This is a genomic window from Streptococcus sp. 9903 (assembly GCF_013276625.1).
Classification (GTDB): Bacteria; Bacillota; Bacilli; order Lactobacillales; family Streptococcaceae; genus Streptococcus.
Window position 1 is genome coordinate 37,310 of the sequence record NZ_VMLI01000012.1, and the last position, 21,941, is coordinate 59,250.

At 39.3% G+C, this 21,941-nt stretch carries 17 protein-coding genes, 8 tRNA genes and 1 pseudogene; 2 read left to right on the forward strand and 24 right to left on the reverse strand.

From position 1 onward, the window contains the following. Positions 1–80: 80 nt before the first annotated feature. The 16 genes and pseudogenes from HT696_RS05660 to HT696_RS05735 all read right to left on the reverse strand — a co-directional run bounded on the left by HT696_RS05660 (position 81) and on the right by HT696_RS05735 (position 19,183). Positions 81–329, reverse strand: coding sequence for a YneF family protein (locus HT696_RS05660; protein WP_000364990.1), 249 nt, complete (start codon positions 327–329; stop codon positions 81–83). Between the two features lie 141 nt (positions 330–470). Further along, positions 471–626, reverse strand: a pseudogene (locus tag HT696_RS05665) (alpha,alpha-phosphotrehalase); the annotation flags it as partial. Positions 627–640: 14 nt separating this feature from the next. After that, positions 641–1,444: an ATP-binding cassette domain-containing protein gene (locus HT696_RS05670; RefSeq protein WP_173282421.1), complete on the reverse strand. Its 804-nt coding sequence runs from the start codon at positions 1,442–1,444 to the stop codon at positions 641–643. 12 nt (positions 1,445–1,456) lie between these two features. Next, the gene (locus HT696_RS05675) at positions 1,457–2,350 is read right to left on the reverse strand and encodes an ABC transporter permease (protein WP_173282420.1); all 894 of its coding nucleotides are present in this window, start codon (positions 2,348–2,350) and stop codon (positions 1,457–1,459) included. Between the two features lie 11 nt (positions 2,351–2,361). Next, on the reverse strand, positions 2,362–3,339 hold the full coding sequence (locus HT696_RS05680) for an ABC transporter substrate-binding protein (protein WP_173282419.1): 978 nt from the start codon (positions 3,337–3,339) through the stop codon (positions 2,362–2,364). A 555-nt stretch (positions 3,340–3,894) separates the two neighbouring features. Next, on the reverse strand, positions 3,895–4,821 hold the full coding sequence (locus tag HT696_RS05685; protein WP_173276999.1) for an ATP-binding cassette domain-containing protein: 927 nt from the start codon (positions 4,819–4,821) through the stop codon (positions 3,895–3,897). Between the two features lie 10 nt (positions 4,822–4,831). Further along, on the reverse strand, positions 4,832–5,899 hold the full coding sequence (locus tag HT696_RS05690) for an ABC transporter ATP-binding protein (protein ID WP_173283423.1): 1,068 nt from the start codon (positions 5,897–5,899) through the stop codon (positions 4,832–4,834). 8 nt (positions 5,900–5,907) lie between these two features. Further along, positions 5,908–6,834, reverse strand: a complete 927-nt coding sequence (gene oppC / locus HT696_RS05695; protein ID WP_000103703.1) for an oligopeptide ABC transporter permease OppC — start codon at positions 6,832–6,834, stop codon at positions 5,908–5,910. After that, positions 6,834–8,330, reverse strand: coding sequence for an ABC transporter permease (locus HT696_RS05700; protein ID WP_173283424.1), 1,497 nt, complete (start codon positions 8,328–8,330; stop codon positions 6,834–6,836). Before HT696_RS05700 ends, oppC begins: the two co-directional genes overlap by 1 nt. Before the next feature lie 66 nt (positions 8,331–8,396). Beyond that, the gene (locus HT696_RS05705; RefSeq protein WP_173283425.1) at positions 8,397–10,385 is read right to left on the reverse strand and encodes a peptide ABC transporter substrate-binding protein; all 1,989 of its coding nucleotides are present in this window, start codon (positions 10,383–10,385) and stop codon (positions 8,397–8,399) included. Between the two features lie 680 nt (positions 10,386–11,065). Further along, positions 11,066–12,259 (reverse strand): O-antigen ligase, encoded by a 1,194-nt coding sequence (locus tag HT696_RS05710; RefSeq protein WP_173283426.1) that lies wholly within the window; start codon positions 12,257–12,259, stop codon positions 11,066–11,068. Positions 12,260–12,396: 137 nt separating this feature from the next. Continuing rightward, the gene (gene gtfA, locus HT696_RS05715) at positions 12,397–13,839 is read right to left on the reverse strand and encodes a sucrose phosphorylase (RefSeq protein ID WP_173283427.1); all 1,443 of its coding nucleotides are present in this window, start codon (positions 13,837–13,839) and stop codon (positions 12,397–12,399) included. A gap of 180 nt (positions 13,840–14,019) precedes the next feature. Continuing rightward, on the reverse strand, positions 14,020–14,853 hold the full coding sequence (locus HT696_RS05720) for a carbohydrate ABC transporter permease (RefSeq protein ID WP_173283163.1): 834 nt from the start codon (positions 14,851–14,853) through the stop codon (positions 14,020–14,022). Positions 14,854–14,866: 13 nt separating this feature from the next. After that, positions 14,867–15,733 carry a sugar ABC transporter permease gene (locus HT696_RS05725; RefSeq protein WP_173283166.1) on the reverse strand — a complete coding sequence of 289 codons (867 nt, stop codon included), beginning with the start codon at positions 15,731–15,733 and terminating at the stop codon, positions 14,867–14,869. A 13-nt stretch (positions 15,734–15,746) separates the two neighbouring features. Continuing rightward, complete coding sequence (locus tag HT696_RS05730; protein ID WP_173283168.1) at positions 15,747–17,006, reverse strand: extracellular solute-binding protein; 1,260 nt, start codon at positions 17,004–17,006, stop codon at positions 15,747–15,749. 14 nt (positions 17,007–17,020) lie between these two features. After that, positions 17,021–19,183: an alpha-galactosidase gene (locus tag HT696_RS05735; RefSeq protein ID WP_173283170.1), complete on the reverse strand. Its 2,163-nt coding sequence runs from the start codon at positions 19,181–19,183 to the stop codon at positions 17,021–17,023. Positions 19,184–19,290: 107 nt separating this feature from the next. On the opposite strand from HT696_RS05735, the gene HT696_RS05740 reads away from it, so the two are divergent. After that, complete coding sequence (locus HT696_RS05740) at positions 19,291–20,151, forward strand: AraC family ligand binding domain-containing protein (protein WP_173283172.1); 861 nt, start codon at positions 19,291–19,293, stop codon at positions 20,149–20,151. Then, on the forward strand, positions 20,148–21,083 hold the full coding sequence (gene birA, locus HT696_RS05745; protein WP_164227023.1) for a bifunctional biotin--[acetyl-CoA-carboxylase] ligase/biotin operon repressor BirA: 936 nt from the start codon (positions 20,148–20,150) through the stop codon (positions 21,081–21,083). The genes HT696_RS05740 and birA overlap by 4 nt, the downstream gene beginning before the upstream one ends. 125 nt (positions 21,084–21,208) lie before the next feature. Here the strand turns inward: birA and HT696_RS05750 are convergent. The 8 genes from HT696_RS05750 to HT696_RS05785 form a co-directional block, all read right to left on the reverse strand. After that, positions 21,209–21,296: transfer RNA gene (locus HT696_RS05750), tRNA-Ser, on the reverse strand. Between the two features lie 6 nt (positions 21,297–21,302). Beyond that, positions 21,303–21,376 (reverse strand) — tRNA-Ile (locus HT696_RS05755). 35 nt (positions 21,377–21,411) lie between these two features. After that, positions 21,412–21,482, reverse strand: a tRNA-Gly gene (locus HT696_RS05760). Between the two features lie 19 nt (positions 21,483–21,501). Continuing rightward, positions 21,502–21,574: transfer RNA gene (locus HT696_RS05765), tRNA-Phe, on the reverse strand. Between the two features lie 3 nt (positions 21,575–21,577). After that, positions 21,578–21,651, reverse strand: a tRNA-Met gene (locus HT696_RS05770). 10 nt (positions 21,652–21,661) lie between these two features. After that, positions 21,662–21,751 (reverse strand) — tRNA-Ser (locus HT696_RS05775). Between the two features lie 10 nt (positions 21,752–21,761). Beyond that, positions 21,762–21,835: transfer RNA gene (locus HT696_RS05780), tRNA-Ile, on the reverse strand. Between the two features lie 13 nt (positions 21,836–21,848). Further along, positions 21,849–21,922 (reverse strand) — tRNA-Met (locus HT696_RS05785). Positions 21,923–21,941: the final 19 nt, after the last annotated feature.

A 21,941-nucleotide genomic window follows, 5' to 3' on the forward strand; every position in this document is an offset into this window, starting at 1 on the left:
TGCAAGGAAAAAGTCTCATCCCTAAACCCTTAGCCGACATAGTGAGAAGTCTGGAACTTTCATCCCAGACTTTTCCTTATTTATTTTTTCTTTTTATTGTTAGCAAGGGCTGCCTTTTGTTGGCGGATGATTTGGTGGTAAACTTGTTGTACCTTGGCTTCACTTGGTTTTTGACCATTTGCACTCAAAAGAGTACGAACTGCTTCAGCATTCAAACGTGGGTTGTCAGCAAATTCTTTTTCAATTTGCTTACGAACCAAGTACATTCCTCCAAGAGCTCCTCCTAGAAAAGCTAGCACAATCAATACAATTGCTAAAAGTAAATCCATCATTTTTCTCCTGTTTCTTTTTGAGTCTCTTTCATTATACCACAAACTAGCCACCCTGACCAGTTTGTTTTACGCTTTCAGAGATGGAATAGACAGCAAAAAGAACCCTGCTTTTCTGCGAAAGAGGGTTCCTTACTGAGTTTAATTTACATAGATAGCCAGTGTTTGATAGGGTCTGAGTAGAATTTTTTCAGACACTTCTGCATCTTCATAGTTTGAAAGTAAAATCTGTCCATTTTGGTAGGCTACTCGTAAGTCTGTTTCCACTTCTGTGACATAAAAATTATTGAGCCACATCTCAGCCTTTTTCTTTATCCCAAAACCAACTCATCACTAACTAAACTTTGGCCACTATTTTTCTGGAAGAGATGCATAAGGTCTTCAACTGTCAGATGCTTTTTCTCCTCTCCCTTAACATCAACCACAATCTTTCCTTGATAGAGCATAATGAGACGATTTCCGTACTCAATCGCATGGTTCATATCATGAGTAATCATCAAAGTCATCAACTGATGGTCTTCCACAATCTTTTGCGTCAAATCCATCACCATTTGACTCGTTTTCGGGTCAAGTGCTGCAGTGTGTTCATCCAAAAGCAAAAGTTTGGGTTTCACCAGAGCTGCCATGACTAGGGTCAAGGCCTGTCTTTGTCCTCCTGAAAGGTATTGAGTATCCACTTTCAAGCGATTTTCAAGACCAATATTCAACTCTTTCAAGGCTTCTTGGAACTGGATTCTATCCTTCTCCTTCACTCCCCAACCAAGCCCTCTCTTTTGCCCACGTCTCAAGGCAATAGCCATATTCTCCTCAATCGTCAAACGCGAAGCGGTTCCCATCTTAGGATCCTGAAAAACACGGGCAATATCCTTGGCTCTCTTTCTGACACTCAGATTTTTAATGGATTTACCTGCCAATAAAAGATCCCCTTCGTCTACAGATAGATTGCCAGCCAAGATATTCATCAAAGTGGATTTGCCTGCTCCATTTCCACCGATTACAGAGATAAAATCTCCCTCTTCAACTTCTAAATCTAATCCTTTGAGGACATGGTTCTCATTGACTGTCCCTGCTTCAAATGTCTTGTGGATATTTTCAAGTGTTAATAAACTTGCCATAACTTTTTCCTCCTATTCATTTCTCAATTTCAGACCACGAACCTTTAATCTCTTTTGTAATTCTGGCGCAAATAAAACCAAGGCAAGCAAGATTGCATTAAAAAGACGAACCAGGTTTTGATCTAGATTTGGAATTTCATAGATATTTAAAATAATCAAACGGTAAACAATAGCACCAATTCCGATAGATAACAGGCGACCTCCAATGGTCAAGTCGTGTATCAAGACTTCCGCAATAATCACTGCACTCAAACCAACAACGATAGTTCCTGTCCCAGAAGTCACATCTGAAAATCCATCATTTTGGGCGAACAAGGAACCACACAAGGCAATCAAACCGTTTGAAATCATGTAACCAACAATCTTCATGGTGTCTACATTAACCCCATTTGCCTCACTCATCGGAATATTGTCCCCAGTCGAACGCAAGACCAAGCCAATCTCCGTTTTCATCAACAGGGTCAAGACAAAACAAACAAGTAAGAGACAGGCTAAACTGAGTGAGAACACAGCTTCTTCATTTGTCAATCCCAAGCTAGCCAACTGTTTAAAGACAGTCGAAGAATCTCCCAAGGAAAGATTGGGCACACTTCCCATGATTTTAATATTGATTGAATAAAGCCCTGTCAAGGTCACAATCCCTGTCAAGAGGGCTGGAATTTTCATCTTGGTATGGAGCATTCCTGATACTAGACCTGCTACCATACCTGCCAGCAAAGCAAGTAAAGTCGCAATCCAAGGATTTGTCCCTGCCTGTATCTGAGATACGACGACAGCCGCCCCCAATGGAAAGGCTCCTTCAGCAGTCATATCCGCAATATCCAAAATACGGAAAGTCAAGTAGACCCCAATCGCCATAATCGACCACAACAAACCTTCTGATAAACTAGATAACACAAAATTCATCTTAAACCTCCTTATTCCTTGCCTTCTAACTTACTAATATCAATTCCTAGTGCACCTGCCATTTCTTGATTGGTATGCAATTCCAGTTTTTCAGGCAACTCAACTGCTATATTTTCTGGCTTCTCACCTTTTAAAACACGAATCAGCATGCGAGCTGTCTGTCTTCCCAATTCTTCATAATTGGTTCCGTAGTTATACAAACCACCAACAGCAATCATTTCTGTTGAACCACCGAATACCGGAACCTTGTGTTTAATAGAAACCTGCTTAACTGTTTCCATGGTTGACGAAATGATATTATCCGTTGGGACAAAAACCATATCCACCTCTGCCATCAAGCTTTCTGCAGCCGCCTTGACGTTGTTACTGTCCAAGATTGTTTTTTCAACAACGGTAAAGCCTTTTTCTTCCAGAAGTCGCTTAGCTTCATCCTTTTGGACAACTGAGTTTGGTTCGCTCTGAGTATAGAGGATTCCAATCGTTTTAGCTTTTGGCAACACTTTCTTTATCAAATTGATTTGGGTTGAAATGGCATCTGATGACTGATCGCTTGTCCCAGTTACATTGCCCCCAGGATGTTCTCTTGACTCAACCAACTTGGCACTGACAGGATCTGTTACCGCTGAAAAGATAACCGGTGTCGTTTGTGTTGTATTAGCCAAGCTCTGAGCAGAAGGCGTTGCGATGGCTAGAACAACATCACTAGATTCTGCTAGTTGCTGGGAAATAGTTTTTAGATTTCTTTGTTCTCCCTGTGCATTTTGCAAATCAATCTCAATATTTTTCCCCTCAACATAGCCTTGTTTGGCTAGCTCATCCACAAAACCTTCTCTAGTAGCGTCCAAAGATTGATGAGTAATAAACTGCGAAATACCGATACGAATTACATCTTTTTTCTTATCTACCTTCAACTGATGCAAACTAATCAGAGAGGTTAAGAGGATCCCCACTACCAAGAGGGGTGCTAGCAATTTTCGAACAACTTTCATAATGAAACTCCTTCTCAGAAAAGATAATACTCAATGAAAATCAAAGAGCAAACTAGGAAACTAGCCGCAGGCTGTACTTGAGTACGGCAAGGCGACGTTGACGTGGTTTGAAGAGATTTTCGAAGAGTATAAAACAAAAAACCGCCTAGATAATACCTAAACGGATGCTTGAAATAATCTAACAAGTTACAACTTAGCTAGTCCATTTAGATATTCATCTATATGGACCACAATCAAAAATCTTAGCCACATAGATACAAACAAATTGCTTGAACTGTTTGCATCCATGGTGACATGTCTACAAACACTATCTAAAGTAGCTAAAGTAAAAGTTTTGATTCATCGTTACAGCTTGTTTCTTATTCATTTCTTTTTCTGCTTTCTTTTTTGATGTTTCCTATCTTACCACCTTTTTCATTAGTTGTCAAGATTTTTTCAGAATTTTTTAAAATTTTTCGAAAATTCTTTCACGGCGCTTTCAAAGTTTTTCAAATCAGTCCAACAAAAAAGGTTTATAATTTCCATAAAATTGACATGGAAATTATAAAACCATTATTAGTTTAGTCCTTGTTGATAACGTGCCAATTCGGCTTGGTTAGCCCAAACATAGTGACCTGGACGGATTTCAACCATAGATGGCTTATCAGTCTCATAGTCGTGTTGACTTGGGTCATAAACCTTCAAGACCTTCTTACGTTCCAAGATTGGATCTGGAATTGGTACAGCTGAAAGCAAGGCCTGAGTATATGGGTGAATTGGATTGTTAAACAATTCTTCTGTTTCTGCAACCTCTACAATAACACCTTTGTAAATAACTGCGATACGATCTGAAATAAAACGAACAACCGACAAGTCATGGGCGATGAAGAGATAGGTCAAACCAAGTTCTTTTTGGAATTTTTTGAGCAAGTTCAATACTTGGGCACGCACAGAAACGTCCAAGGCTGAAATGGGCTCATCCGCAATAACAAAGTCTGGTTGCATGACCAAGGCACGGGCAATACCGATACGTTGACGTTGACCACCTGAAAATTCATGAGGGTAGCGAGTCAAGTGCTCAGCAAGAAGACCTACTTCACGGATAATATTTTTAACTTTCTCTTTACGTTCTTCTTCATCTTTGAACAGATGATAATTGTAAAGACCTTCAGAAATAATATAATCAACAGTCGCACGTTCATTCAAACTTGCCGCAGGGTCTTGGAAAATCATCTGGATACGACGAATCAATTCTGCAGCTTGTTCACGCGATTTCTTACCATTAATCTTTTGACCTTCAAAAATGATGTCACCATTACTTGTATCATTTAGACCGATTATCGCACGACCAATAGTTGTTTTCCCACTACCGGACTCACCTACAAGCGAGAAAGTTTCTCCCTTGTTGATAAAAAAGTTAGCATTTTTAACCGCGACAAACTTCTTACTTCCTTCACCAAAGGAAATTTCTAAATCTTTGATTTCTACTAATTTTTCAGACATTTCCTTCCTCCTAATCTTCCAGATGGGTAAATCCCATTTTTTCACGGATTTTATCGTGGAGATTTGCAATCACAGCTGGTTTTTCTACTTTTGGAGCATCCTCATGAAGTAGCCAAGTTTTAGCCCAATGTGTCTCTGATACTGAAAATTGAGGAGCTTTTTGTTCGAAGTCAATCTGCATTGCGTAGTCAGAACGCAAGGCAAAAGCATCCCCTTTCAAGTCAGTATAGAGTGACGGAGGTGTTCCTGGGATTGAGTAAAGATCCCCTTTATCATCAGCAAGCTGAGGCAAGCTAGACAAGAGACTCCATGTATATGGATGGCGAGGGTCATAGAAGACTTCCTCAACCGTTCCATACTCAACGATTTCTCCTGCATACATAACAGCTACCTTATCCGCAATACTTGCTACCACACCAAGGTCGTGGGTGATAAAGATTGTTGTGAAATGATACTCGTTTTGTAAAGATTTTAGCAAATCAATAATCTGAGCTTGGATAGTCACATCCAAGGCAGTCGTTGGTTCATCACAGATCAAGACATCAGGTCGGCAGGCAAGGGCAATCGCAATAACAATACGTTGACGCATTCCTCCAGAATATTGGAATGGGTATTCATCAAAACGTCTATCTGCGTCTGGAATCCCAACCTTATTCATGTAGTCAATGGCCAATTCTTTTGCTTCTTTGGCTGTTTTTCCTTGGTGTTTTACAATAACTTCTGTAATCTGACTACCAATTGTTTTAATTGGATCCAAACTAGTCATTGGATCCTGGAAGATCGTCGCAATCTTAGCACCACGAATTTGTTCCCAATCCTTGTGAGAAGACAAGGTTGTCAAATCCTGACCACGGTAGTCAATACTTCCTTGGGCAATGCGACCATTTTCTTCAAGCATACCTGTGAAGGTCTTTGTCAAAACAGATTTCCCTGATCCTGACTCCCCTACCAAGGCTAATACTTCTCCTTCAACTAGTTCAAGGGAAACGCCGCGAATGGCTGTCAATACTTTGTCACGAACGTCAAATTCCACGACAATATCGCGAGCAGTCAAAATTACATTTTTTTCTTTTGTCATTTCTACTCCTATCTATGTGTACGTGGATCACTAGCATCCGCTAAGTTTTGACCAACTACGAAAAGGGACAAGGATACCAAAACAAGGGTTGTCAATGGAATCCAGAACAAGTAAGCATTGGTTGTTACGTTTTGTGAATAATCCGAAATCAAACGACCCAAACTTGGCACTGTAATCGGCAATCCAAGACCGAAGAAAGACAAGAAGGCTTCGTATGAGATAAAGCTTGGAAGCATTTGAGTCATCGTTGTCACAATAACAGATACCAATTGTGGCATAATGTTTTTGGCAACAATCTTCAAGGTTGGTGTTCCCAAAGTACGTGACGCCAAGTTGTATTCCAAATCACGATAACGCAAGATTTGCACACGGATCATGAAGGCAATTCCAATCCATGTTGTTACACTCATGGCAAAAATCAAATTCCAGAATCCAGCTCCGATTGAGTAAGTCAAGACAATGACAATCAAAAGAGATGGGATGTTTGAGATGACATTATAAACTTCCATCATCACGCGGTCAACTGATTTTGAAATTCCCCAAATACCACCGACAAAAACACCGATAACCAAGTTAATCACTGTCGCAATCACAGAAATGAGGATAGAGTTACGAGCTCCGAACCAGACACCGTCAAAGAGCGATTTACCGTTACTGTCTGTACCGAACCAATGCTCAGCATTTGGCTTGATATAACGAGCACTAAAGTCGTTTACCTTGCTGACATCATTGAAATCAAACTTAGAAAACATTGGGTAGATGAAACTCATCAAAATGATAGCTACCAAGATTCCCAACATAACTACAGTTGATTTTTTCTTCATAAATTGTCTAAACACTGACTTCCAGTAAGAATATGCTGGCGCATCAATAGTTTCAGAGGCAAAATCGTCACGTTTTACAAACTGAAATTTTTCTTTATCGATTGTAGACATTATTTGCCTCCTTTCTCAGTCAATTTAATACGTGGGTCAATAATGGTCATCCAAATATCTCCCAAAAGAAGTGAGAAGATAGAAATACATGTAAAGATGAAGACAAGACCAACGACCATAGAGTTATTAGATGCTTTTACAGAGTCAATCAACATTTTACCCATACCTGGGAAGGCAAAGACTGTTTCAGTAAGGGTTGCACCACCGATAACCCCAATAACGGCACCAGGAATTCCTGAAACCAGCGGAACCATGGCATTTTTAAAGATGTGTTTGTTTGAAATTTCTTTTTCAGACAAACCTTTTGCACGAGCGAAACGAACAAAGTCTTGTGATTGCAAGTCAATCATGTAACGACGAATCCAAATAGCTGTACCCGGAGCACCCAACAAACCAAGGATAACTGCTGGTAAAACATACGAACGCCAATCTCCAGCACCCAAGATAGGGAATGAATCTGGCAAACCGATTGAAGAACCAGCCAAACGAACGATATAAACCAAGGCAATTGTTGGAAGAGCCATCAAGAAGGTCAAAGCCCCTGTTGAAAAGCTATCAATCCAAGTATTCTTGAAGCGAGCCATAGCTGAACCAAGTGGCACGGCAATCGCATAAGAAATCACCAAACCGATCAATCCTACAACAGCAGAGCTGGCAATCATTGAAGGATATTGGTAGTTACTTTCAGTCGCTGTATAAGGATCATCTTTCCCATAGCTAGCTACTTCACGAGAGTCAGCCTGACTAGGTGACTTGTAGGTTCTTGAGTAAATATTTACAGAAGACGTTTTCTTACCTGTTGGGAACTGAACTTGGGCAGTTTTGGTTTGTCCTTGACCTTGAGTAATAACCTGAAGAACTGGTGTATTAGCATAGGTTGGATAAGAGTCACCTAAATTGATATTCACAAAATTTTGATGCACAAATGGGAACTGACTGTTGAAGTACAAGAGATATTTATGTTTAGTACCCGAACCGACCAATGACCATCCGATAGCTGGATCATTTTCGAAACGAAGGTAGCGTTTCAAGTCTGGATTTTCAGGGTCTTGAATTTTATTTGTATGGTCAATGTCAATCAAGTTAGCATAGAAGTGAAAAACACGTTCAAAAATTGGAATTTCACGAGTAGCATAAAATTGACCACTTTCAGTAAATTCTCCCAAAGTCCAACCATGACCTAATTGATTGATGTACTTTTCATAAATAGCTTTATTGGTCGCATTTGCCTCTACTGTTACAGAAGAATCCATGCTACTTGCCTTTTCTTGCAACTCCTTAGTATCGTAATACTCAATGTAGCCCATACGCTCAAACACAGTATTTTCATAGTTATCACGTTTATCAGCCGTTGTCGCAATCTTGTTATAGTTGGTATCCTGTTTGAAAATCAATTTTCGAGGAACCATTGTATAGATAATCGTGTAGGTCAAGGTTGTTACTAAGAAGATAGAAACCAAGGACCGCAAAACACGCATAAAAATATATTTTTTCATATCATTTCCTTTAAAAATCCCAAAAGAACCTTCTCCTCCTGGAGAGAAAGTTCTATTGAAAATTATTTACTTCACATGACTTGCCAATTCTTTTTGAGCTTTCTCGTTTGACTCAGTCTTTTCTTTCAACCATTTTTCACGAGCTTTTTCATACTCTTCTTTGGTGATTGCTTTTTCACCAACTTCAGTGTACTTCAAGTATCCTGAATTTTCACCTTTAAGGCCGTCTACTGAATATGAAGAGCTAAATGGTAGAACTTTTGAAACATATGAAACGGCTGTTTCTTTAGGAGAAGCCATTACTGGAATTGTCAAAGCATTGTCAGTCAACCAAGCTTGTGCTACCGCGTATTTTTCATAACGTTTTTGAACATCTTGGTTTTCGCTGTTTGCGTCATCAAGTAATTTTCCATAGTCAGCTAAAGCAAGTTTGCTTACTACTGATGCATCTGTGTTTTGGTCAATACCAAGGTAAAGACGAGTGCTTCCTCCCTTAAGGACGAATTGATCCAAGAAAGTAGAAGGATCTTGATAGTCAGGGTTCCATCCTAGCAAGGTATGGATATCCCAGTCTTGCTCTTTAGCTGTTGGAGCGCTAAATGAAATTGGTAAAGCTTCCGCTTGAGTCATTTGTTGTAAGTCTACAACAACATTATCTGAACCCAATACTTTTTCAATTGATTGTTTCAATGATTGAACACGGTTTACAACCGCTGTTGATTCTTGGATAACCAAGGCATCCAAGTGGATTGGGAATTCAACACCTTCAGCTTGTAGACTTGATTTTGCTTTAGCAAAGACTTCTTTCGCTTTTTCTTCATTGTAAAGGCCATTTTGAGAATCTGCTAGAGACACGTTTGACCAAGTAGAAGAATTTGTCTTAGCCAAGCTATCTTGTACCAATTCACCAAATGTTTTCTTACCAACTTGAAGATTATATGGTGCAAATGTATTACGGATGGCTACTGCAGCTCCATCAGTACCATTTGTTTGAGCTGAGTAAGAATTGCGATCGACAGCAAAGTTCAAGGCTTGACGGAATTCCTTGTTTAGCAATGCTTTCTGAGTAGATGTCTTTTGAGCATCACTTGTTTTGGCAGTATGATTATAGGTTGTACGGCCATAGTTCAAGCTGACAGTTGCAACACCCGCTCCTGGTTCATTAAAGTAAATGTTATCTTTAAAGTCAGCTGCATATTTTTCATATGTAGAACTTGTAGGGAAGATACGAGCCTTGCTATATTGACCATCAGCAAAACCTTTGGCAATCACATCTTGGTCCTTACCATCCCAGAAAGTGAACTTAACGTTCTCAATTTTTACATTTTCTTTGTCCCAGTAAGCATCATTTTTAGCCATCTCAATAGATGATTTTGGAGTTACAGATTTTAAGACAAATGGACCGTTATAAAGAATAGAGTTAGCATCGGTTGGGGCACCAAAACCTTCCCCTTTTGAAGTTAAGAATTCTTCATTAACCGGCATCAAAACACCACTAGTTGTCTTATCATTCCAGAAAGTTTCCGGCTGGTTCAAGGTATATTCTAGTGTTTGATCATCAAGCGCTTTTACTCCAACGGTTGAAAAATCGCTTGTTTCACCCTTGATATAGGCTTCTAATCCCTTAATAGAAGAGCTAACGATTGAAAGTCCTTTTGATTTTCCATCTACAGCATGTTTCAAACCAGTAACGAAGTCTTTAGCAGTTACAGGAGCGTATTCTTCTCCCTCTGCTGTAACCCATTTAGCATCCTTACGGATTTTATAGGTATAAGTCAAACCATCTTTTGAAACTGTCCATGATTCAGCAATAGAAGGAACCAGGTTACCATATTTATCATTAGCCAGCAAACCATCTACAGCATTTGTTGTGACGAATGATGTTGAATCGATATTGCTGACGATATAATCCAAAGTTTCTGGATCTGTTTGATAAACATATTGGTAATCTTTTGCTAGTTTCGCATTATTCGAACTAGTGTTTGAACACGCAGCTAGAACTCCTGACGTTAATAAGGTAGTTCCCGCTACAGCAAGCACTTGACTTTTTTTCATTTATTTACTCCTCTTATAAAGTATAGGTTATCATCAATTATATCATAGATTTCAAGAAAAGTAAACGAATTTTCAGAATATTTAGGCTTATTAACACAAATTTTTCATTTTTTCTGAATATATGATTCAAATTGTCGTTCGAAGTGTCAAAGACTACAGTGAAAATAGGAAATTTGACGCAGAAGCTTTGGAGCTTAGGAAGACATACAGTAAAATAAAATACGGACGGAACAATGTGATTTTGGAATTCAAATTAAATTATAATAATATTGTAGAAGTATCATTCTAGTATTCAAGATTCCGTTTACTATATCTTTTTCACACCAACCTTATTCCGAATTCAATTACTTTCGTGATTTACACATATAGATTAAGACTATCTTTTATACTTTAAAATTTCTCGCTACCTTATCCACTATATGCTCCTTGCTATCACGTGTCTATTCATAGCGTACGATTTCGCTATCCCTTCCTCTGACAATTCTTATTTTCTGCGTCAGACTTAAAACGATCTATCCCCAGACCATTTTAATCCGCTACCTCACGATAGTCAGGCTTGGGGAGCGCTATTGAATTCGCCGGTGGTGAATCCCTACAGAGGACTTACACCTCAGATGCACGACATGCCCATCGTATAAAAAAATCTCCTACCCAAGATAGAAGATTTTAATCTTATAAACTTAATCCGTCATATCCGATACCAACGTTCGATGCTCCAATGGAATACTGCACATAACTAGCAAGAAAATGAAACCTGACTGAATCCAGAAGAGGGCCAAGTCAAAGATTCCATGCACAGCAACCACTGTAAGGAAAGACAGATAAAGACCGATAATCGGACGTTTCCCCGACTCCTGACTCATATCCATCATCAAGCGAACAGGAGCAACAGAAGACAAAACTAATAAAATAGTCCCCACAATTCCGTAACTCAGAATCGTATCGATATATAGACTGTGAGCATGTTCATGATAAGGAGCATTTATTCTAGGATAAGAGTGCATATAGGTCAATGGCCCCTCACCCCAAAAAGGATTTTGCTTAAACAAGGCCATCCCAGCATCCCAGATAGAAATGCGTTCTTCCATAGAAGAGTCTAAAGTCCCCATCCGAACTCCCAAATCACTGGAAAAGAGGAAACTCAAGCCAATCGCAAAGACCCCTATACTAAGCCAAAAGGCCTTCCAGTTTTTAATGGTCGTAAAGAGATAAATAATGGCTCCAGCGATAATAGCAGGAAAGGCAGTTCGATTTTGAGTAAAGTTCAATCCAAAGAGATTCACAAAGCCTGCAAACACACAGAATACTTTCAACCAATTCAACTTGGTCGTTGTAAACAGATAGAAGGCAATCATGATACAGAAACAACAAATAATTCCATAATAATTAGGATTAAAGAAGGTCACTTCTGCACGATTCTGATGCCAGACCTGCATATTGGGTGAAAGAAAAGCATAGTTGAATTTCTTCACAATTTGGAAATGTTCTAAACTCGCAAAAACAGCTGACAAGACGCTACCAAACAAGACGAGCTGCAAAATCAAGCGAAAGAATTTATGTGATAAAATCGACTGATAGTGCAAAAAGAAAATAGTAAATAGAAAAATTCCTACTGAAGCTACAACTCCCATCCAATTTTGTGCAAAAATGGATATTACAGTACTATAGCCAAGAAAAAGAAGCAGCATCGGATGCTCCCCCATTTTCTGAAAAATACTTTTCATGTCTCCTGTAAAAATCAAACTAATAATATATAAACAGAATACAACTACAAAAAGATAAAAGGGTAAAAAGATACTCAGGATAATTCCCAATAAAATCAGCTCTTTACTAGACAACCCTTTCAGCTTTTCAATAAAGCCTATTGATTTCAAAATGAATCCTTTCTCTCCAAATCAGTTGATTCAGATAATAGTAAGCTATCCTATATTGTACCACTTTTTTAGTAATTTGGAAACAAAGGAAACGTTTTCTAAAATAAAAACCCTATTTTATCAACCATATCAAGGCTTCAAAATGTTACTTCAATTCCGTTCTCAATTACCCGATAAGTCTGATTTTGCAAATCAATTTCTGCTACTGCTGTTACGGACTTATCTTTATTTTGACGTTTGATTACAATGCTGTAGGCTGTTGGTGTTTCAACGTCAATAGTTCCTTCTAGTTCAAAGGCTTCTGAACGGTTACGGAAAGAAAATAGATTGAGAAGGGCCTTCACTACAGGACGTTGGACTTCTTCTGCTATTTCCTCATTGCTATAGTAATGACGATTAATATTTCGACCTTCTTTAGTTTCTTCTAATAGTTTCAAGTCATTCTTTCCTGCTAGTAGCCCCACATAGTAGACCTGGGGAATACCTGGGACAAAAGCTTGAATTAAACGGGCAAGGAAATACTTGTCGTCATCATCTCCAAGCGCAGAATAGTAAGTTGAATTGATTTGGTAGATATCTAGATTGTTATACTCTGCACTGGAGTACTTACGTTTGACATTAGCTCCAACCTTATAGAGTTCATTTGAAGCATAGTCAATCTCCTCATCTGTCAGGATGTCCTTGACATCCACCACTCCAATCCCATCATGGGTGTCTAGCGTCGTAAATTGCTTCATTGGGCTCATCTTTAACCACTTAGCCAAACGCTCTGTTCTGGAACTGTAAAGAGTATAAAGCGTCACCATTGGAAGAGCAAAATCATAAACATAGTAATCATGATCCGCTATCTTAAACTGAATCGAATAATGTTCATGAATCTCAGGTAAGAGCTCTGTCCCATACTCAGCAGCGATATCTCGAACTTTGTCCAATAAATCCCAAATATCTGGTTCTACAAAGAAATCATTAGTATCCAATTTCTTCACTGCATAAGCAAAGGCATCTAGACGAATCAAATCACACCCATTACTTGCCAAGTGCTGAATGGTCTTACGGATAAATTCCATCGTTACTTCTTTGGTCACATCAAGATCAATCTGCTCCTCACCAAAGGTATTCCACAAATGTTCCACTGAACCATCTTCAAACACAATCTCTTGCTTTGGTGCACGATCCTTACGCTTGTAAATTAAGTCTACATCAGCCTGTGTCGGACGGTTTTCTGGCCAAAACTTATCCCAGTTTAAAAAGAGATCTTTAAATTCACTGGCTTCATGTTTTTCTTGATAGTCCTTATAATACTTGGATTGACGAGAAATATGATTAATCATAAAGTCAAACATAAGATAATATTTCTCACTTAAACGCTTAACATCCTCCCAATCACCAAAAGCTGAGTCCACTTCGTCGTAGTCAACTGGTGCAAATCCACGATCACCTGTTGATGGGAAAAATGGTAGAAGGTGAACTCCTCCAATAGCATCTCCAAAATGCTCTTCCAAATTCTCATATAAGTCTTTAAGATTATTTCCAAGACTATCTGAATAGGTAATCAACATGGTTTTATTCTGAATTGGCATCATTACTCTCCTTTTTCTAATTGAAGCCAAGTCTCATATGACCTGGCTTCGTAAATCAAATTCGTGTTATACTCTTCGAAAATCTCTTCAAACCACGTCAGCTTTATCTGCAACCTCAAAGCTGTGCTTTGAGCAACCTGCGGCTAGCTTCCTAGTTTGCTCTTTGATTTTCATTGAGTATCACTTCACTGCCCCGTTGCTCATTCCTGAAATGATATGTTTTTGGAAGAAGAGATAGACAATGGTGATACTGATAATGCCGACAACGTATGAGGCAAAGCTTGGTCCGTAGTCGTTGAAATATTGGCCTGCGTAGTTGTATTGGAACAAAGGCAGAGTCCACATTTTGGAATCCCGGTTCAAGACAAGGAGTGGCAACATGAAGTCATTCCAGAACCAAAGGGCATTGATGATCATGGTTGTCGCATGCATCGGTTTCATCATTGGGAAGATGATGCGGAAATAGGTTGTAAATTTATTAGCCCCATCGATCTCTGCTGCTTCATCCAGACTTTCTGGGATCGAGATTTTGATATAGCCAACATAGAGAAAGAGGGTCTGTGGAATCGCATAGGTCAAGTAGAGCAAGATCAAACCAAAGGTATTAGCCAAACCGAGTTTACTCATCATAACCGTAATCGGAATCATGATGACTTGGAAAGGTACGAAGATTCCGAGGATTAAGAGGGTATACATGATGGTAAAGACTTTTCTTTTACTCATATTGCGAGCTATGGAGTAGGCTGCCATAGGAATAAAGATCATTACTGCAAGTAAAGACAAGACAGTGATGACGACAGAGTTCCAATAATAGCCTCCGATCCCATCAGCTAAGAGACGACTAAAGTTGTCCCATGTGAAGTTGGTTGGAAAGCCAAAGAAATTGTCTACAATATCCTTAGTGGGTTTGAAGGAACTAAAGAGGGTAGCAAGGAGCGGCACTAAAATCAGAACCGATCCTAGAATCAATAGAATGTATTTGCCAATCAGGTCTTTTCTTTCATCTTGTTTCATCATGCTTCTCCTCTTAAATTTCAAATTTCTTAGATACTCTCAATTGGATGATCGAAATCACTACAATTAAGAAGAACAAGATTACGGCAATGGCATTGGCATAACCGAATTGGTTGTTTTTAAAGGCATAGTTATAAACCAAAAGCCCAAGTGAGGTCGTGGCATTGTTTGGACCACCACCGGTCATGGCAAAGACTTGGTCAAAGGCAGTCAGCCCACCTTTTAGGGCTAGGATAAAGACCATAGAGACACTTGGTAGCAAGTAAGGCAATTCAATGTTCCAGAAAACTTGCTTGCTAGTCGCGCCATCAATCCTTGCTGCCTCTGTAATCTCAGTTGGAATAGATTGCAAACCAGCTAGGAAGATGATGATGGGCATAGCCACCCCTTGCCAAAGAAGGACAAAGACAGCCGCAAAGATTGCTCCCCACTTAGTCCCTAAAAGACTGGTTTGGAGAAATTCAATATGAAGGGCATTCCCAATCGCTGGAAGACCGTAGTTGAATACTTGCTTGAAGATCAAAGCCACTGTCAAACCAGACAAAACAGCTGGGAAGAAGAACCAAGCACGGAAGAAGGTTTGGCCTTTGATTTTAGAGTTCAAGACACGCGCAATGAAGATCCCGAGTGCAATCTCACCAACCACCATGGCAATTGTAATGATTGCGGTAAAGCCAATCGCATTCATGAATTTTGGATCCATGAAGAGGAGCTTAAAGTTGTTTAAGCCGACAAATTTGTAGTTATAAGTCAATCCTGTCCAGTTGGTAAAACTGTAAAAGGCTCCTTGAAACATCGGCACATAGAAGAAAATTGCTTGTAACAAGAGGGGGATGACCACAAAAGTCCATGCCCAATATTTTTGTAATACTTTTTTCATAGTCTCTCTACTCCTAATCCACATCCGCTTTCATCGGGTTAAAGAAGGCATTCAAATCATTGACCATACCTTGTTTATCACCGGTCAAGACATAGTTCATGGTCAAGGTATGAAAGTCTGCTTCACTGGTCCAATATTGTTGCAACCAGACCAAGTGACGATCCGTAAAGGCATATTCGGTCATACCAGCAAGCGGTGAATCTTCTCCTGCTTGTTTGACCCCTTCGATCGCTGTTGGAGATCCGTCTATATCGTAGTATTTTTGCATGACTTCTGGACGGGTCATATATTCCACAAAGGCATTGGCTTCTTTTGGATGTTTGGTGGTGGCTGAGATAGACCATGCCAAGTCTCCCGCACCAACGGTTAAGCTTTGTCCTTTTTCTTTTCCTGGAATCATGAAGGTCCCAATCTTAAAGTTCGGTTTTTGTTCATTAATCGCTGTGATCGCCCAAGACCCATTTGGTGTCATGAGGACATCCCCACGTGCGAAGGCTCCGATAACATCGGTATAGCCAGCACCTTCCCAGTTCTTTTGCTTAGATCCATTGATGCGAAGGATGTCCATGACCTTGATGTCATCTTTCATAATCGAATCCGACAATTTAATGGCATTTGGTTGAGAATAACGAAGGTATTGATTGGCTTCTTTTCCTCCACCTGTTGCTGTCGCAAAGGCTAATTGATTGTAACCATTGAGTGTCCAAGCATCTGCACCTGCAATTCCAAATGGTGTTTGTCCTTTAGTAACGATGTCTTTGACTAACTGTTCAAATTCATCCCAGGTTTCAGGAACCTTCAAGCCCAGCTCTTCGAATTTATCTTTGTTGTAGTAAATTCCATAAGCATTAGCTGTAAAAGGAACGTTGTAAACTTTTTCGTTTACAGTATATTTTTCAGCGTAGCCATTTTTCACGCGTTTCAGGTAATCTTTGTTGCTCAAATCTTCAAAGACACCTGCTTTTGCCCATTCTTGCAGTTCGATGGACTGTGGGTAAATATTAACCACATCAGGCACATCTCCTGCAAGAACACGTGTCTTCAATACTTCACCAGCATTTGGTACATTGACGACTTTGACCTTGATCTTAGGGTTTTCATTCTCATAATCACGAGCGATTTCTTCCAAGGTTTTGGTCATTTCTTTTTTCTGGTTGAAATACTCAATGGTCACTGTGCCATCCGCATATTTACCATAGTTGGAGCAAGCGCCGAGCCCAAACAAAGCTAAACCTGTAGTTGCAAGAAGTCCGATTTTTTTATACCATTTCATTTGGCTGTCTCCTTTTATTTTTTGACAAAAACATATTGTTTAGTGAAGAAATCTCCCTGAGGAAGAACGACAGTTAAGCCCGCATACATGAGTTCTGCACCTGAGTAAACTACTCCATTTTCCTGTAATTCATACAGTCCCTCTTCATCAAAATCTTTTAATTTTAAAGTTGTTTCCATGGTCTCTACAACTGACAAAACGCGAACGTAGGTTACAATCGTTTGATTGCCGTAATTAAATTGTACAGCTGCTTCATTGGATGCAGACTCGGGATTGATTAACCTATACTGCTGTCCTAACTGAACTACTGGTCGTAATTCTTTATACAAGTTCACCTGATTAGCAATCTCAGCTTTCTCTTCATCTGATAAACTTGTCAAATCAAGCTCATAGCCCAAATTTCCCATCATTGCTACATGGCCACGTGTTTCTAATGGTGTCATTCGTCCCATCTGATGATTCGGTACTGCTGACACATGAGCCCCCATAGAAATGGTTGGATAGAGATAGGATGAGCCGTATTGAATTGGTAAACGTGCAATAGCATCAGTATTATCACTAGCCCAGACTTGTGGGAAATAGCGTATCATACCCAGATCATTTCGTCCACCACCACCAGAGCAGGACTCAAAGAGAATATGGCTGTGCTTCTCTGTCAGATAAGCGACAAGTTCATAAAGCCCCAACATGTACTGATGAGATTGCATCTGTGTCTCTAGGTAGTTCGATCCATTCCCCAGTTTAGTCATATTACGATTCATATCCCATTTGATGTAGTCAATCTCATGATAAGATAGGAGTTGATCTAAGACATTTTTCAAGTATTCTACTACCTGAGGATTGGCAAGATTAAGTACTAATTGATTTCTAGAATAGGTATGCTCATATCCTGAAACCTGAATAGCCCAGTCAGGATGTTTACAATACAAATCGCTATCTACAGAAATCATCTCAGGTTCTAACCAAAGCCCAAACTGCAAACCTCTTTCATGGATAGCTGAAATCAGACTTTCTAGACTTCCACCCAGTTTTTCCTCATTCACACTCCAGTCACCTAAAGCACGATTATCATCAAAACGATTGCCAAACCAACCATCATCTAATACAAAAAGTTCAATGCCAACTTTCTTAGCTTCATCAGCTAGCTCTAACAGTTTTTCTCTCTGAAAGTCAAAGTAAGTAGCTTCCCAGTTATTGATTAGAATTGGGCGTTCTTTTTTAGAAAATTTACTTGGCAGAATGTGCTTCAGTATAAAATTCTGACTTTCATGACTAACACCAGTTAATCCCTTATCTGAATAGGTCATTAAAGCTACCGGTGTTTCAAAATATTCCTCAGGGTCTAACTTCCAAGAAAAGTTTTCCGGATTAATCCCAATAGCCAGCCGAACTTCATTCAATTGATTCTTTTGAACAAAAGCTTCAAAGTTTCCACTATACATTAGTTGAATAGCAAACACATTTCCAGCATCCTCTGTGACTCCTTGATCACATAAGAGAAGAGCTGGTGTTTGAGCATGCCCAGAAGCCCCACGGTTCGAACTAATCGAAAAGATTCCTTGTTCTACCTGTTGACGTCGAACAGTCTTTTCACGAGCATAAGCTCCCTGAAAAGTTACGATTTCGTAATCTGCAGCTGGAACATCAGCCATAAAAGAAAAATCTTTATGGATGACAACTTCCTGATTACTATTATTCTCTAATTTACTGTAGCTAGCAATAGTCGAATCATTATTAAAAGCAGTATAATACAAAGTCAGACTAAGTTGAGCCTTAGAATCTTCTAAAATCAAGGCAAGAGTCTCTGTACCATCCATGTTATGTGGAGAAGGTAAACCCTGTGGACCATTTTGACCTTTTAAAATCTTTGCTTCTATAAAACGAAAATCTGTTACCTCAGTTGCATCGTGCTGAACCTGTATGGTTGGTTTCCTAAAATCTCCTAAACCATGTTGTCCAAAAATCTGACGTTGCGTATCCAAACTAAAGGTTCGATTATGAGCCGTTGGATTTCCTGAAAAGGCATGGTCTCGTTCATAAACACTATTGGAACCTTTATAGTTCTTAATAGTCTTTCCTAAATGTTTCAATAGTAAGTACCCATCACGATTTTCAATAATCAAACTTAAATTTTTACTCTCAACATAAAATAGATTATTCTCTATCCTAACTCCCATTTACTTCACCTCATCACTTTATTGATTCTATTTTATCATCTGAAATCGCTTTCCAAAATAGAAAAATGTCTCAAGAATATGGTAAAATGTTAGGTAGGAGGTAGCACATGCTAGTTTTTTCAGAATACCAGACTGGAACAATTGACCTTTCCCTAAGATTTTATGGATATGAAGAATGCACACCAAATTACTCTTTTGGTCCAGCTATTCGTGACACATACGTTCTACATTACATTACTAAAGGACAAGGAAAATTTCATTATAAAGGTAAAATTGTTGATTTAAAAGAAGGAGATTTCTTTCTATTAAAACCAGATGAATTAACCTTTTATCAAGCAGATAGTGAAGAACCTTGGGCCTACTACTGGTTAGGAATCACTGGAGGGAAAGCTCCTGACTATTTTGCTCTTTCTCAAATTTCTGATCAATCCTATCTCATCCAATCTGAAACTTGTCATACCCAGACTACTGCAAAACTCATCTCAGACATTGTTCGCTTCGCTCAGATTACAAAATCCAATGAATTAGCCCAACTTCATATCATGGGACAACTCCATGAACTGATGTTTCATCTGGGAACTATTGCTCCCAATCAGAAAAAAAAGAATATTTCATCAACCTACCAACTCTATCTTGAATGCAAACGATTAATTGATAGCCACTATCCTCAATCACTTACAATTCAAGATTTATCAAAAGAACTATCCGTTCACAGAAGCTACTTATCAAGCGTATTCAAAGAATTTAATACCTTATCACCCAAAGAATACCTACTCTACGTTCGAATGCACCGAGCTAAACAACTTCTCGAAAATACCCAAGAGTCTATCAAGGTAATTGCATACTCGGTAGGTTTTTCAGATCCACTACATTTTTCGAAAGCTTATAAACAATACTTTAATCAGACTCCAAGTCAAACAAGAAAAGAATATTCTCAACACCAACTAGTGAGAAAGGAAACACTATGAAATCCTACCAAGCCGTCTACCAAATTCTAGCTAAAGAAACCGATTATATCAGCGGAGAAAAAATTGCAGAAGAACTATCACTGACCCGAACATCAATTTGGAAAGCCATCAAGCGGCTAGAACAAGAAGGCATTGAAATTGATAGTATCAAAAACAAAGGCTATAAATTGATGAATGGAGACCTTATTCTTCCAGAACTTCTAGAAGAAAATCTTCCAATTAAAGTCAGCTTTAAACCCGAAACAAAATCAACACAACTAGATGCAAAAGAAGCAATTGATTTAGGCCATGAAGCAAATACCCTATATCTAGCTTCCTATCAAACAGCAGGCCGAGGCCGTTTTCAACGTTCCTTCTACTCACCACAAGGTGGCATTTATATGACACTCCATCTCAAACCAAATCTCCCCTATGACAAATTACCATCCTACACACTACTTGTAGCTGGAGCTATCTACAAAGCCATTAAGAACCTAACTTTAATAGATATCGACATAAAATGGGTCAATGATATCTATCTAAACAATCATAAAATTGGAGGAATTCTCACTGAAGCAATGACATCTGTAGAAACAGGCTTAGTCACAGATATCATTATTGGAGTAGGAATCAACTTTACTATTAAAGACTTCCCACAAGAATTAAAAGAAAAAGCTTCTAGCTTATTTAAAACTACAGCTCTAATAACAAGAAATGAATTAATTATCGAAATATGGCGTGCTTTCTTCGAAACACCAGCAGAAGAGCTATTATACCTATATAAAAAACAGTCATTCGTTCTTGGAAAAGAAGTCACTTTCACACTAGAGCAAAAAGACTACAAGGGACTTGCTAAAGACATCTCTGAAAGTGGAAAACTTTTGGTGCAATGTGATAACGGAAAAGAAATCTGGCTCAATAGCGGAGAAATTTCACTCAAGAGTTGGAAGTGAAATAACACAATTATAATATAAACGATATAAAAATAACTTCAGATTAGTAATTCAATTAAGTTTTACAGATCTGAAGTTTTATTGTCTCTAAAAATAAAAAAGAGAGTTACAAACTCTCATTAAAACGGAGAATAAGGGATTCGAACCCTTGCGCCAGTTACCCGACCTAACGATTTAGCAAACCGTCCTCTTCAGCCTCTTGAGTAATTCTCCAATTAATGGGCACGAGTGGACTCGAACCACCGACCTCACGCTTATCAGGCGTGCGCTCTAACCACCTGAGCTACGCGCCCAAGTTAAAAAACTTGGTAATTTGAACAAAGTTCAAAGCGGGTGACGAGAATCGAACTCGCGACAACAGCTTGGAAGGCTGTAGTTTTACCACTAAACTACACCCGCATAAATACTATCAATTAAATGGCGCGAGACGGAATCGAACCGCCGACACATGGAGCTTCAATCCATTGCTCTACCAACTGAGCTACCGAGCCTTATTGCGGGAGCAGGATTTGAACCTACGACCTTCGGGTTATGAGCCCGACGAGCTACCGAGCTGCTCCATCCCGCGTTAATATAAAAGGAGGATGTGGGATTCGAACCCACGCACGCTTTTACACGCCTGACGGTTTTCAAGACCGTTCCCTTCAGCCGGACTTGGGTAATCCTCCAATATTCAAATGGACCTTGTAGGACTTGAACCTACGACCACTCGGTTATGAGCCGAGAGCTCTAACCAGCTGAGCTAAAGGTCCGACAAGATCATTATAGCGGCGAAGGGGATCGAACCCCCGACCTCCCGGGTATGAACCGGACGCTCTAGCCAGCTGAGCTACACCGCCATGTATCGGGAAGACAGGA

Excerpts from the sequence above, each read along its gene's own strand:
- HT696_RS05670 (WP_173282421.1), bottom strand. The coding sequence starts at position 1,444 with ATGGCAAGTTTATTAACACTTGAAAATATCCACAAGACATTTGAAGCA.
- HT696_RS05725 (WP_173283166.1), bottom strand. The coding sequence starts at position 15,733 with ATGAAAAAAGTATTACAAAAATATTGGGCATGGACTTTTGTGGTCATC.
- HT696_RS05735 (WP_173283170.1), bottom strand. The coding sequence starts at position 19,183 with ATGGGAGTTAGGATAGAGAATAATCTATTTTATGTTGAGAGTAAAAAT.
- HT696_RS05720 (WP_173283163.1), bottom strand. The coding sequence starts at position 14,853 with ATGAAACAAGATGAAAGAAAAGACCTGATTGGCAAATACATTCTATTG.
- birA (WP_164227023.1), top strand. The coding sequence starts at position 20,148 with ATGAAATCCTACCAAGCCGTCTACCAAATTCTAGCTAAAGAAACCGAT.
- HT696_RS05660 (WP_000364990.1), bottom strand. The coding sequence starts at position 329 with ATGGATTTACTTTTAGCAATTGTATTGATTGTGCTAGCTTTTCTAGGA.
- HT696_RS05730 (WP_173283168.1), bottom strand. The coding sequence starts at position 17,006 with ATGAAATGGTATAAAAAAATCGGACTTCTTGCAACTACAGGTTTAGCT.
- HT696_RS05705 (WP_173283425.1), bottom strand. The coding sequence starts at position 10,385 with ATGAAAAAAAGTCAAGTGCTTGCTGTAGCGGGAACTACCTTATTAACG.
- HT696_RS05675 (WP_173282420.1), bottom strand. The coding sequence starts at position 2,350 with ATGAATTTTGTGTTATCTAGTTTATCAGAAGGTTTGTTGTGGTCGATT.
- HT696_RS05740 (WP_173283172.1), top strand. The coding sequence starts at position 19,291 with ATGCTAGTTTTTTCAGAATACCAGACTGGAACAATTGACCTTTCCCTA.
- HT696_RS05680 (WP_173282419.1), bottom strand. The coding sequence starts at position 3,339 with ATGAAAGTTGTTCGAAAATTGCTAGCACCCCTCTTGGTAGTGGGGATC.
- HT696_RS05700 (WP_173283424.1), bottom strand. The coding sequence starts at position 8,330 with ATGAAAAAATATATTTTTATGCGTGTTTTGCGGTCCTTGGTTTCTATC.
- HT696_RS05685 (WP_173276999.1), bottom strand. The coding sequence starts at position 4,821 with ATGTCTGAAAAATTAGTAGAAATCAAAGATTTAGAAATTTCCTTTGGT.
- HT696_RS05690 (WP_173283423.1), bottom strand. The coding sequence starts at position 5,899 with ATGACAAAAGAAAAAAATGTAATTTTGACTGCTCGCGATATTGTCGTG.
- gtfA (WP_173283427.1), bottom strand. The coding sequence starts at position 13,839 with ATGCCAATTCAGAATAAAACCATGTTGATTACCTATTCAGATAGTCTT.
- oppC (WP_000103703.1), bottom strand. The coding sequence starts at position 6,834 with ATGTCTACAATCGATAAAGAAAAATTTCAGTTTGTAAAACGTGACGAT.